Source organism: Cryobacterium sp. TMB1-7 (genome assembly GCF_004402435.1).
Lineage (GTDB): Bacteria > Actinomycetota > Actinomycetes > Actinomycetales > Microbacteriaceae > Cryobacterium > Cryobacterium zongtaii.
In genome coordinates, this window is the sequence record NZ_SOFZ01000012.1 from 18,530 (window position 1) to 30,420 (window position 11,891).

Here is an 11,891-nt window from a genome sequence, read left to right on the forward strand (position 1 = left end):
TTAGCTGACACGGACACTGTATGTCAAAATACTGACATGAGTCAAGACGGAATCGACCTGGAGACGTCACTGGGCTACCTGCTGAAAGAGGCGTCGAGCGCCCTCCGCGCCGCCATGGAAGCAGTACTGCGCCCGCTCGGGATGACCGTGACGCACTACTCCTGCCTCGAATTACTCTCGCAGCGCCCTGGCCTGTCCAACTCCGAGCTCGCGCGAGGAGCGTTCGTGACACGGCAATCGATGAATGTGCTGCTGCAGGCTCTGGAACGAGACGGCTACGTGTCCCGCCCGGCGCAGGCTCGAGTTGGGAAAGTTCTTCCCGCACAGCTCACGCCACGCGGTCGACGAAGCCTCGAGAAGGCGACCGCTATGGTTCGATCCGTCGAGGTCAGGATGCTGGGCGGCCTGACGCCGGAAGAGCAGTCCGATGCGCACAACATCCTGCAGAGCATGATCCGTTCTTTGCGCAACGACGACGAGCATGGAACGTAACCTCACGGTTCGGGCGGATCGGTGTACTCATCGTCAGCAATAGACATCGAAGTGCCCGCTGCCAAGGGGCCGTTGCAGACTCCGTGCACGAATGCCCAGCTGCCGCGGCGGCACGGGGCACCCACCCAGCCGACGTCCGTAAACTGGGGGCATGTCTTCTTCCTTCTCGGTCAGCCAGGAGCGCAAGCTCGTCACCGCCCTCCCGGGCCCACGGTCAATCGCGCTGCAGGAACGACGCGTTCGCGCCGTGTCTGCCGGTGCCGGCACTCTTGCCAACATCTACATGGACCACGGCGCGGGAGCGATCCTGGTGGACGTGGACGGCAACCAGATCATCGACCTGGGTTGCGGCATCGGTGTGACCACCATCGGTCACGCGAACCCGGAGGTCGCCGCAGCCGCCGCCGCACAGGCCGGCAAACTCACCCACACCCTCTTCACCGTCACCCCGTACGAGAACTACGTGCGCGTCGCCGAGAAGCTCGCCGAGATCACCCCCGGTGACTTCGAGAAGCACTCGATCCTGGTCAACACCGGAGCCGAAGCCGTGGAGAACGCGGTGAAGATCGCCCGCAAATACACCGGCCGCCGCGCCATCGTGAGCCTGGACCACGCGTTCCACGGCCGCACCAACCTCACCATGGCGATGACCTACCGTCCGTGGCCGGAGCGCGTGGGCATGGGCCCGTTCCCCGGTGAGATTTACAGCGTGCCCACCAGCTACCCCTACCAGGACGGCCTGTCCGGCGAAGAAGCGGCCGAGAAGACCATCGACTACATCCAGACCCACATCGGTGCGTCGGAAATCGCGGCGTTCTTCGTCGAGCCGATCCAGGGCGACGGCGGCATCGTCATCCCCGCTCCCGGCTACTTCAAGCGTCTGAGCGAGTTCTGCACCGAGAACGGCATCGTCTTCGTCTCCGACGAGATCCAGGCCGGCATCGCCCGCACCGGCGCCTGGTACGCCATCGAGCACCACGGCGTCGTCCCCGACCTGGTCACCACGGCCAAGGGCATCGCCGGCGGATTCCCGCTCGCCGCCGTCACCGGCCGCGCCGAGATCATGGATGCCGTGCAACCCGGCGGCATCGGCGGAACCTTCGGCGGCAACCCGGTTTCGACCGCGGCGGCCCTGGCGGTGTTCGACATCATCGAGCGCGACAACCTGCTCGACGAGGCCAAGCGCGTGGAGAAGGCCCTCTGGGCCCGCATCGGCGACTGGGCAGACAAATTCGACATCGTCGGCGATGTACGCGGCAAGGGCGCCATGTTCGGCGTTGAGCTTGTGCACCCCGGCACCAAGAAGCCGTTCCCCGAGGCTCTCGCGTTCGTGCTCAAGCACGCCACCACCAATGGCGTCATCGTGCTGGATGCCGGCAGCTGGGACTCCGTGCTGCGGATCATGCCGTCGGTGGTCATCTCCCAGGCCCTCATCGACGACGCCGCCTCGGTGCTCGAAGAGGCCCTCACCCTGTTCGCGGCCACCCAGAAGTAAGCGCCGCACCTCGCGAAAGCGGTCCAGTGGTCACCTCCGCTTTGCGGAGGCAGCCACAGGGCCGCTTTCGCGGTTTAAGCGGGCGGGCTTAGAGCAGCGAGGCCGGCTCGGCGATGATGATGATTGGTTCGTGACCGACGGGAAAATTGACCGACGCCGCGATGAAGCAGGCCTTGGACGCCTCGGAGTGCAGGGACTGAGCCAGCTCCGCCTGGTCCGGGTCGGCGATGGTGACCCGGGGACGCAGGGTGGCGGCGGTGAAGTGGCCACCGCCATCCGCCGTCTGCGCCATGGTGCCGATGGCGTCGTCGGAATAGCCGACCACGACCACCCCGTGTCTGGCGGCCACGTGCAGATACGAGAGCAGGTGGCACTGGCTGAGCGCTCCCAGCAGCAGCTCCTCGGGGTTCCACCGGTCGGCATCGCCGTGGAAGGTGCGGTCGGCCGAGCCGGCGATCGGTTCCTTGCCCGACGAGGTGAGAAGGTGGTCGCGGCCGTACGCCCGATAGCTGCTGGTGCCGGTGCCGCGGTTGCCCGTCCAGTGGATCTGCACGGCATAGTGATGTACACCGATCATGGCGTCTCCTTCGGGTTTCACGCTTACTGGTAATTCTCGCAGGGAATGGCCCGGCTGCTCGCTGGTGCGGGCGGTAAACTGGCGCGATCATGACTGACACGCTGACTGATTCCGCTGCCGCATCCACCCCCTCGTCCCCGGTCTACACGGTGACCCAGGAACGCAAGATCGTGACGGCCATCCCCGGCCCGCGATCCACGGAGATGCACCAGCGACGCCTCGCCGCGGTTTCCACCGGCGTCAGCTCCGCTCTGCCGGTCTACATCAAGAAGGCCAGCGGCGCGATCATCGTCGACCTCGACGACAACCAGTTCATCGATCTGGGCGCCGGCATCGGCGTGACCACGGTCGGCCACTCGGAAACCAGCGTCGTCGCCGCCGCGACCGGCCAGCTGAACGACTTCGTGCACACCCTGTTCACCATCACGCCGTACGAAGAGTACGTGCGCGTCGCCGAGCTGCTCGCCGCGCACACCCCCGGCAGCTTCGCCAAGAAGACCGTGTTGATCAACTCGGGCGCCGAAGCTGTGGAAAACGGCGTGAAGATCGCCCGCAAGTACACCGGCCGTCGCGCCGTGGCCGTGCTCGACCACGCGTACCACGGCCGCACCGTGCTCACCATGGCGATGAACTACAAGGCCGCCCCGTACGCCACCGGCTACGGCCCGCTGGCCGGCGACGTCTACCACGCCCCCAGTTCGTACCCGTATCACGACGGCCTCAGCGGCGCCGAAGCCGCCGCCCGCACCATCGCGTACCTGGAGAAGGTCATCGGCGCCAGCGACCTGGCCTGCCTGGTCGTGGAACCCATCCAGGGTGAGGGTGGCTTCATGGTTCCCGCCGAGGGTTACCTGCCGCTGCTGCAGGAATGGTGCACCGCGAACGGCGTCGTGATGATCGCCGACGAGATCCAGAGCGGCATGGCTCGCACCGGCGCTTACTTCGCCAGTGAGCACTTCGGCTGGGAGCCCGACCTGGTGCTGATCGCCAAGGGCATCGCCGGCGGCATGCCCCTGGCCGCCGTGACCGGCCGCGCCGAGATCCTCGACGCGTCGCAGCCCGGCGGGCTCGGCGGCACCTTCGGCGGCAACCCCGTCGCCTGCGCCGCCGCGATCGCGGTATTCGAGGCGATCGAGAACAACAACCTCCTCGCCGAGGGCCAGCGCATCGAGAAGACCCTCCGCGCCGGCCTGACCGCCTTGGCGGACAAGCACGACATCATCGGCGACATCCGCGGCCGCGGCGCCATGATCGCCATCGAGCTCGTGCAGCCCGGCACCCAGACCACGACCAAGGCACCCAACGCCGCCGCGGTCACCGCGATCGCCGCCTACGCGGCGCAGCACGGCGTGCTGCTGCTCACGGCCGGCACCTACGGCAACGTACTGCGGTTCCTGCCCAGCCTGGCCGTGACGGATGCCCTGCTGACCGACGCCCTGTCGGTCATCGACGACGCGATGGCGACGCTGTAATCGTGACCACGCCGACCTCTCCTGCCGCCTTCGGTGCCGCAGCGCCCTCCACCTCAGGCACCATCGAAGTGATCGACGCCGTCGAACTGGCCGTCGTGGAACGCTCCGGCTTCATCGAGTCCCGCCACGCGGGCGCCGCCGTCGTGCTCGGCACTGACGGCGCCGTTCTGCGCGCCCTCGGCGATGTGAACGCCCCGGTGTTCCCGCGCTCGTCGATGAAGCCGTTCCAGGCCATCGCGGTGATGGCCAGCGGCGTGGTGCTGCGCGGTGAGGATGCCGCGATCGCGACGTCCAGCCACTCCGGCACCCAGAAGCACACCGACCTCGTGCGGGGCCTGTTGGCCCGCGCCGGGCTCTCGGAGGCCGACCTCGGTTGCACGCCCACCTGGCCGGGCGACTCGGGTACCCGCGACTCGCTGGTGCGCCAGGGCGCCGGCCCCGCCCCGATCTACTCGGACTGCTCGGGCAAGCACGCGGCGATGCTCGTTGCCTGTGTGCAGAATCACTGGCCGGTCACCGGGTACCTGGACACCGAACATCCGCTGCAGAAGCGCATTCTCGACGTCGTCGAGCGGTTCACCGGCGAGCGTCCGGCCGCGACCGGCGTCGACGGCTGCGGCGCCCCGGTGCACGCGCTGTCATTGACGGCCCTGGCCCGCGGCATCGCCCGTATCGCCACGTCGAAGTCCAGCTCACCGTTCGCCATCTACCGCGAGGCCGGGTTCCTGGCCGAGGCGGTACGGGAAAACGGCTGGGTGATCGCCGGACCCGGATTGCCGGACTCGATCGCGATCGAGCGCCTAGGTCTGTTCGTCAAGGGCGGGGCAGAGGGCATCATGGTGGCCTCGGCCGAGAACGGCACCACGGTGGCGTTGAAGATCCTCGACGGCAACCTGCGCGCGGCCACCGTCGTCGCGCTGAGCCTGTTGGCGGATGCCGGCGCGGTGCCTCGAGCCGACATCGATGCGATCATCCCCGAACTGAAGGTCGCCGTGCACGGTGGTGGCCAGCCGATCGGCCAGATCCGCGCCAGCTACGTCTAGGGACGCTCAGTCTCGTCGGCTTCCTGCGCCATCGCCAGCGAAGACGCCCCCGGCACCCACTGCACGTCACCGTGCTCGGCGTTCGCACCCCTGGCCAGCACGAACATCAGGGTCGATAGCCGGTTCAGATAGCGCGCGCACAGCGGGTTGACCGTCGTGGGGTGCGCTTCCACGGCGGCCCAAACCGTGCGTTCGGCGCGGCGCACGACGGCCCGCGCCTGATAGAGCAGCGACGCGGCGACGGTGCCGCCGGGAAGCACGAAGCCGCTGAGATCGGTGGCCTGCTGCTCGAAATGGTCGACGGCGCGTTCGAGGCGGGTGAGGTGCGATTCGCTGATTCGTGCGCTCACGGCACGTGGGTCGTCCAGCGGTACGGCGAGGTCGGCGACCAGATCGAACAGGTCGTTCTGCACGCTGGCGAGGGTGGACGTCACCTCGATCGGGAGGTTACCCACGGCCATCACCACGCTCACGGCAGCGTTGGCCTCATCGCAGTCTTCGTAGGCGGCGACGCGCACGTCGGTCTTGGCGACGTCGCCGTGCCGCCCGAAGGTGGTGCGCCCCGAATCCCCCCTCCCGGTGTACAGCGCCGGTCCGGCAGTTTCGAGATCGTCGAGATCAGCCATAGCGGCAACTATAGTAATGTCCCCCGCATCCGCGTAGCGTTGAGGGACGTCGCGAGCAGTTTTTTTGCGCTTCTCAAACCTGTTCGCACCGAGCATCGATCGACGAGTGTTCGATCAGCGAGGACGGACATGTCCAAGGACCCTTCAGACGACAGCATCGAGGCCGCGCTCGGCGACGCGGTCAGTGAACCCGCCCGCACCGGCTGGGCCACCGTCGACAAAACCGTCTTCGGCGTCTCCGCAGGCATCATCGTGGTGGTCTGCCTGCTTGGGGTGCTGTTCACGCAGACCGTGGGCGACGCCGCCGCATCCGCTCTGGGCTGGGTCACCGGCAACCTGGGCTGGCTGTTCATTCTCGGGGCGTCGGGCTTCGTCATCTTCGCGCTGGTGCTGGCCTTCGGCCGGTACGGCAGCATCCCGCTCTCACGGGAAGGGCAGGGCACCGAGTTCTCGACGCTCTCCTGGGTGTCGATGATGTTCAGCGCCGGCATGGGAATCGGCCTGATGTTCTACGGCGTCTTTGAACCGGTCACCCATTTGGCGTCGCCGCCGCCCTTCGTCGACGCGGCAGCGAACAGCCCGGATGCCGCCAACGCGGCCATGGCGTACACATTTTTCCACTGGGGACTGCACCCCTGGGCCATTTACTCGGTGGTGGGCCTGGCCCTGGCGTACTCGACCTACCGGATGGGCCGCGGCAACCTGATGAGCGCACCGTTCCAGGCCATTTTCGGCAAGGACCGGATCGAGACCAAGGGCTGGGGCAAGCCGATCGACATCCTGGCGATCATCTGCACCAAGTTCGGGTCGGCGACCTCGCTCGGTCTCGGCGCCCTGCAGATCGCCGCTGGGATCTCGTTGCTGAGCACCGGCACGTTCTCCGACGACCCGGGCACCGCCTTGCCGATCATCATCATCTGCGTGCTGACCGTGGGTGTGGTGTTCTCCGCCGCGAGCGGCCTTGCGAAGGGGATCAAATGGCTCAGCAACACGAACATGGTGCTCTCCGCCGTGCTCCTGCTGTTCGTCTTCGTGGTCGGACCGACCGTGTTCATCCTGAATCTGCTGCCGTCGGCCATCGGTGCGTACCTGGCCGACCTTGTTCCCATGAGCTTCCACTCGGCGGTGTTCGGCGGCAGCGACTGGCTGGCCAGTTGGACGATCTTCTACTGGGCCTGGTGGATCTCCTGGACCCCGTTCGTGGGCACGTTCATCGCCAGGATCTCCCGCGGCCGCACCATTCGCGAGTTCGTTCTTGGGGTGCTCCTGGTGCCGACGGCGGTCAGTATCCTCTGGTTCGTGGTCTTCGGCGGGGCCGGGCTGCACTTGCAACTGAACGGTGTCGACATCGCCGGCACCGGCAGCGAGGCGGCGGGGTTCTTCGCGGCACTGCAGCAGTACCCGTTCTTCATCGGCTCGGCCCTGGTGGTGATGGTGCTCACCGCGGTGTTCTTCGTCAGCGGGGCGGATGCCGGTGCCCTCGTGCTCGGGACGCTCTCGAGTCGCGGCCGCAAGGAGCCCTGGAAGCCCCTGGTGATCTTCTGGGCGGTGCTCACCGGCGCCGTCGCCGCGGTGCTGTTGTTCGTGGGCGGGCTGGGCGCTCTGCAGACCTTCACGATCCTGGCGGCAAGCCCGTTCGTGGTTATCATCGTGGGCCTGTGCGTATCGCTGTATGTCGACCTGCGCCGCGACCCGTTGCGCCAGCGCACCCTCGGGCCGGTGCGCACCTCGTCGGAGGTGCTCGGCTCGGTGCCGTTCACTCGGCCGGCCACCGACGGCGACGGCCCGCCACCGGATGCCTCGCCGCCACCACCCGGCAACAGGTCCGGCTAATCGAGGCGGGCCTGTCGCTTGGCCCGGGCTGCGGCGGACACCTGCGCGGTCACGACAATCACCAGCGCCAGGATGAACACCGCAGACGCGATCACGTTGGCCTCCGCCGGGATGCCCCGCGACGCCGAAATGTAGATGTACTTCGGGAAGGTGGTCACGGCCCCGGAGTTGAAATTGGTGATGATGAAGTCGTCGAAGCTCAGCGCGAACGACAGCAGCGCGGCGGCGAGGATTCCCGGCAGCAGCAGCGGGAAGGTGATCCGGGCGAACACCTGGCCTGGCGAGCCGTACAGGTCCCGGCCGGCCTCCTCGAGCGCCGGGTCCAGGCCGGCGACGCGGGCCTTCACCGTCACGACCACGAAGCTGATGCAGAACATCGTGTGCGCCAGGATGATCGTGAGCATGTCCTTGGGCACGCCGAGCGAGAGAAACTGCGCGGCCAGCCCGGCACCGAGCACCACCTCGGGGGTCGCCATCGGCAGGAACAGCAACAGGCTGGTACTGGAGCGAAACCTGAATCTGTAGCGCACCAGGGCGATCGCAATCATGGTGCCGAGGATCGTGGCGATCAGCGTGGCTGCCAGACCGATGATCAGGCTGTTGCCGAAGGCCTGGCACACGGCGCCGTTCTGCACCGCGCAGACGTTCAGCCATTTGTCGAGGGTGAAGCCGCGCCAGGTGATGTTGGACTTCAGCGAGTCGTTGAACGAAAAGATGAAGGTGTACACGATCGGCACCATCAGGAAGATCAGCGCGAGCGCCGTGTACAGCGGCAGCAGCCACTTGCCGAGCGAGAGACGACTCACAAGAGCTCCTCGGTTCCGCTTCTCTTCACGTAGACGCCCACGATCACGAGGATCACGGTCATCAGGATGATCGACAGCGATGCCGCCGCGGGATAGTTCAGCAGCACCAGGAAGTTGGCCTCGATCACGTTGCCGATCATCTGGGTGTCCGCCCCGCCGAGGAAGTCGCGACTGGCATTGATGTAGTCGCCGGCTGCGGGGATGAAGGTGAGCAGGGTACCCGCCACGATGCCGGGCATCGACAGCGGGATGGTGACGGTGCGGAAGGTGTGGAACCCGCTGGCGTACAGGTCGTTGCCGGCCTCGAGGTAGCGCAGGTCCAGCCGCTCCAGGGTGGTGTAGAGCGGCAGGGTCATGAACGGGATGAAGTTGTAGGTCAGGCCGAAGATCACCGAGAACGCGGTGCCGGTGAGATGGGCGTCGGGGGCCAGCAGCGAGACGGCCTTCAGCGAGGTGACGAGGAACGATTCGTCGGAGAGCAGCTGCTTCCAGGCCAGCGTGCGCAGCAGGAAGCTGATGAAGAACGGTGCGATCACGAGCACCAGCATCAGGCTCTGCAGCAGCGGCCAGCGCCGGGCGGTGACGCCGATGAAGTACGCCAGCGGGTAGCTGAACAGCAGCGCCAGGACCGTGGCGATGAGCGCATAGCCGAACGAGCGCAGGATGTGCGGCCAGTACTGGCCGATCACCTCGACGTAGTTCTCCCAGCGGAACGCGTAACTGTACATGCCGATGTCACCGAACTCGCTCGGCGCCTGCAGCGAGGTGAGGATCAGCGACACCAGCGGAGCCAGGAAGAACAACACCAGATAGAGGATGCCCGGCAGCAGCAGGAGCAGCGCCACCGGACTGCGGCGGCGCTGCGGCGCATCCGTTGGCGCGGCGGCGGTGCTGGCGAACGCGGCGAAGGCCATCTAGGCCTCCTCGAGCTCCGTGACGAGAGCGGCGCGACGCTGTGCGGCGATGCTCTTGGTGCTGGTGTCGGCGACGAACCTGGGGTCCGGTGCGACGGGGTCGTCGTCGAGGCCGAAGCCGTGCTCGACGTTCCAGGTCACCCATACCTCGTCCCCTTCGCCCTCGACCGGCCCGAAGGAACGGTTCTGTTCGAAGACGATCAGGACACCGACGCCGGGCACGCTCACGAGATATTGGGTGCTCACACCGGTGAAGGACACATCCGTCACCCGGCCCGGACCCATCACATTGTGGCCGGAGTCGTGGACCGGTTTGTCCCGGTGCAGGGTGAGTTTCTCCGGGCGCACCCCGATGGTGACGTCGCCGGCGTGGCGGTGCGAGCGGGTCTTGGGCACCACGATGCTGCGACCGGCGATGTCCACGGCGATGGACGTGCTGGTCTCCCCCACCACGGGCCCGGTGAAGAGGTTGGACTGGCCGAGGAAGTTCGCCACGAACGCGGTCCGGGGGAGCTCGTAGAGCTGCTCCGGCGCGCCCAGCTGCTCGATCCGGCCCTTGTTCATCACCGCGATGGTGTCGGCCATGGTCATGGCCTCCTCCTGGTCGTGGGTGACATGCAGGAACGTGAGACCGACCTCCTCCTGGATGGTCTTGAGCTCAAGTTGCATCTGCCGGCGCAGCTTGAGGTCCAACGCACCGAGCGGCTCGTCGAGCAACAGCAGCGCGGGCCGATTCACGATCGCCCGGGCCAGCGCCACCCGCTGTTGCTGGCCGCCGGAGAGTTGCACGGGCTTGCGCGCGGCCAGGTGGTCCAGTTCGACCAGCCGGAGCGCCTCATGCGCCTTGCCGAGGGCATCCGTGATCTGGCGCCGTCGCAGCCCGAAGGCCACGTTTTCGAGCACCGTCATGTGCGGGAAGAGCGCGTAACTCTGGAAGACGGTGTTCACCGGCCGCTGGTAGGCCTTTTGGGCGGTGACGTCAGTTCCGCCGATCAGGATGCGGCCGCCGGTGGGGTCTTCCAGTCCGGCCACCAGGCGCAGGGTGGTGGTCTTGCCGCAGCCCGACGGGCCGAGCAGGGCGAAGAACGAGCCGGCGGGAATGACGAGGTCCAGGTGTTCGATGGCGGTGAAGCCGGGGAAGCGTTTCTGGATGCCGACCAGCTCGAGGTCGGCACCCCGGTCGGCGAACGCGCCGCTTGGCACGGTTCAGGCTCCCAGCAGGATGCTCTGGAACTGCGCGCCGTAGGTTTGTTCCTCGGCGCCGGTGAGGGTGCGGAACACCTTGGCCTTGGCGAGGGTGGCGTCATCGGGGAAGATCAGCGGGTTCTCGGCGAGCTCGGGGTCGATCTCCATGGCCGCCTCCCTGGCGCCCGCGACGGGGGTGATGTAGTTCACGTACGCGGCGACCTCGGCGGCGACGGCCGGGTCGTAGTAGTAGTTGATCAGGGCTTCGGCGTTGGCCTTGTGCGCTGAACCGATCGGCACCACGAAGTTGTCGTTCCAGATGGTGCCGCCCTTCTCCGGTACCACGAAGCCCCACTTGTCGCCGTTCTCGGCATTGAGTTGCACGATGTCGCCCGACCAGACGATGGCCGCGAGGCTGTCGCCGTTGACGAGATCTTCCTTGTAGGAGTTGCCCTTGATGTTGCGCACCTGGCCGTCACTGACCTGCTTCTTGAGCACGTCGATCGCGGCGGTGAACTCGTCGTCGCCCCAGTCGCCGGCGATGTCGACGCCCGCATCGAGCATGATCAGGCCCATGGTGTCGCGCATCTCGGAAAGCACGCCGACACGGCCCTTGAGCTCGGGAGTGTTCCACAACTCCTCGACCGAGCCGATGCCGCCGGGGAGCTTCTCCTTGTTCCAGCAGATGCCCGCGAAGCCGCCCTGCCACGGCACCGACAGCGCCCGGCCGGGGTCGAAGTCCACGTTCTTGAGGGTGGGCAGCAGGTTGGTCAGGTTGGGGATGTTCGCGTGGTCGAGTTCCTGCAGGTAGCCGAACCTGGCGAGCCGGCCGACCATCCAGTCGGTCAGGCAGACGGTGTCGGCGCCGATGTCCTTGCCGAGGGCGAGTTGGTCTTTGACCTTGCCGTAGTAGGTGTTGTTGTCGTCCACGGCCTCGGTGTAGTTCACCGTGATGCCGGTCTCGGCGGTGAAGGCAGCCAGGGTCGGGTAGTCCCCGGCGTCGTCCACGTCGATGTACAGCGCCCAGTTGTCCCAGCGCAGCGTCTTCTCGCTCTCGGACGCGTCGGCCGCCGCTGTCGGTTGCGCCGCACTGCCGGTCGAACACGCGGCGAGCGCCAGTGCCGCCGCTCCTGCCCCCGCGCCGGTGAGGAGCGCGCGCCGGCCCAGCTGGGCCTGCCTGGCCTGGCGGACGAGCTGCTGGATCATCGGGTCTGCGGGTATCGGCCTGGGCGACATGGACGGTCTCCTTGCATTCTTCAGCGGCGTCGAAAGGCGTCGGGAACGCCCCGGCCCGCTGCGTGACGAGTGGACCGATAGTGGCACAGTCGACACCGAACGCGCCATAAAATGATCAAAACGTTAACATTCCTGCAATTTTCAACCGATTTCGTCGCTGTCGCTCGGTCGTTGCGTTCGGGATCGACGATCCAGCCACAGTAGGCTGCTCC

The 11,891-nt window shown here is 66.8% G+C and carries 11 protein-coding genes; 5 read left to right on the forward strand and 6 right to left on the reverse strand.

From position 1 onward, the window contains the following. Positions 1-36: 36 nt before the first annotated feature. Positions 37-492 (forward strand): MarR family winged helix-turn-helix transcriptional regulator, encoded by a 456-nt coding sequence (locus tag E3O60_RS04415; protein ID WP_134497256.1) that lies wholly within the window; start codon positions 37-39, stop codon positions 490-492. Positions 493-643: 151 nt separating this feature from the next. Beyond that, complete coding sequence (locus E3O60_RS04420) at positions 644-1,987, forward strand: aminotransferase class III-fold pyridoxal phosphate-dependent enzyme (protein ID WP_103479708.1); 1,344 nt, start codon at positions 644-646, stop codon at positions 1,985-1,987. Positions 1,988-2,075: 88 nt separating this feature from the next. Here the strand turns inward: E3O60_RS04420 and E3O60_RS04425 are convergent, their stop codons facing one another. Then, the gene (locus tag E3O60_RS04425) at positions 2,076-2,564 is read right to left on the reverse strand and encodes an OsmC family protein (RefSeq protein WP_088455482.1); all 489 of its coding nucleotides are present in this window, start codon (positions 2,562-2,564) and stop codon (positions 2,076-2,078) included. 89 nt (positions 2,565-2,653) lie between these two features. On the opposite strand from E3O60_RS04425, the gene gabT reads away from it, so the two are divergent. After that, positions 2,654-4,036, forward strand: coding sequence for a 4-aminobutyrate--2-oxoglutarate transaminase (gene gabT / locus E3O60_RS04430; RefSeq protein WP_088455481.1), 1,383 nt, complete (start codon positions 2,654-2,656; stop codon positions 4,034-4,036). 2 nt (positions 4,037-4,038) lie between these two features. Further along, a complete protein-coding gene (locus E3O60_RS04435; protein ID WP_088455480.1) occupies positions 4,039-5,079 on the forward strand; it encodes an asparaginase in 1,041 nt (346 codons plus the stop codon). Here E3O60_RS04435 and E3O60_RS04440 read toward each other — a convergent pair. Then, a complete protein-coding gene (locus E3O60_RS04440; RefSeq protein ID WP_103459611.1) occupies positions 5,076-5,705 on the reverse strand; it encodes a cob(I)yrinic acid a,c-diamide adenosyltransferase in 630 nt (209 codons plus the stop codon). The two genes, E3O60_RS04435 and E3O60_RS04440, sit on opposite strands and share 4 nt — an antisense overlap. Before the next feature lie 129 nt (positions 5,706-5,834). Here E3O60_RS04440 and E3O60_RS04445 point away from each other — a divergent pair, with 129 nt between their 5' ends. Further along, on the forward strand, positions 5,835-7,538 hold the full coding sequence (locus E3O60_RS04445) for a BCCT family transporter (RefSeq protein WP_134408237.1): 1,704 nt from the start codon (positions 5,835-5,837) through the stop codon (positions 7,536-7,538). Here the strand turns inward: E3O60_RS04445 and E3O60_RS04450 are convergent. Genes E3O60_RS04450 through E3O60_RS04465 form a run of 4 tightly spaced genes read right to left on the reverse strand, consistent with a single transcriptional unit; the run spans position 7,535 to position 11,679 of the window. Continuing rightward, the gene (locus E3O60_RS04450) at positions 7,535-8,344 is read right to left on the reverse strand and encodes an ABC transporter permease (protein ID WP_241980021.1); all 810 of its coding nucleotides are present in this window, start codon (positions 8,342-8,344) and stop codon (positions 7,535-7,537) included. The genes E3O60_RS04445 and E3O60_RS04450 overlap by 4 nt on opposite strands. After that, the gene (locus tag E3O60_RS04455) at positions 8,341-9,258 is read right to left on the reverse strand and encodes an ABC transporter permease (RefSeq protein ID WP_088455477.1); all 918 of its coding nucleotides are present in this window, start codon (positions 9,256-9,258) and stop codon (positions 8,341-8,343) included. Before E3O60_RS04455 ends, E3O60_RS04450 begins: the two co-directional genes overlap by 4 nt. Beyond that, positions 9,259-10,461: an ABC transporter ATP-binding protein gene (locus E3O60_RS04460; protein ID WP_088455476.1), complete on the reverse strand. Its 1,203-nt coding sequence runs from the start codon at positions 10,459-10,461 to the stop codon at positions 9,259-9,261. Between the two features lie 3 nt (positions 10,462-10,464). Further along, positions 10,465-11,679, reverse strand: coding sequence for a spermidine/putrescine ABC transporter substrate-binding protein (locus tag E3O60_RS04465; RefSeq protein WP_103479706.1), 1,215 nt, complete (start codon positions 11,677-11,679; stop codon positions 10,465-10,467). Positions 11,680-11,891 lie beyond the last annotated feature (212 nt).

Bases quoted from the DNA above. Each gene is read 5' to 3' on its own strand.
- E3O60_RS04440 (WP_103459611.1), bottom strand. From the start codon at position 5,705: ATGGCTGATCTCGACGATCTCGAAACTGCCGGACCGGCGCTGTACACC.
- E3O60_RS04455 (WP_088455477.1), bottom strand. From the start codon at position 9,258: ATGGCCTTCGCCGCGTTCGCCAGCACCGCCGCCGCGCCAACGGATGCG.
- gabT (WP_088455481.1), top strand. From the start codon at position 2,654: ATGACTGACACGCTGACTGATTCCGCTGCCGCATCCACCCCCTCGTCC.
- E3O60_RS04445 (WP_134408237.1), top strand. From the start codon at position 5,835: ATGTCCAAGGACCCTTCAGACGACAGCATCGAGGCCGCGCTCGGCGAC.
- E3O60_RS04420 (WP_103479708.1), top strand. From the start codon at position 644: ATGTCTTCTTCCTTCTCGGTCAGCCAGGAGCGCAAGCTCGTCACCGCC.
- E3O60_RS04415 (WP_134497256.1), top strand. From the start codon at position 37: ATGAGTCAAGACGGAATCGACCTGGAGACGTCACTGGGCTACCTGCTG.
- E3O60_RS04465 (WP_103479706.1), bottom strand. From the start codon at position 11,679: ATGTCGCCCAGGCCGATACCCGCAGACCCGATGATCCAGCAGCTCGTC.
- E3O60_RS04425 (WP_088455482.1), bottom strand. From the start codon at position 2,564: ATGATCGGTGTACATCACTATGCCGTGCAGATCCACTGGACGGGCAAC.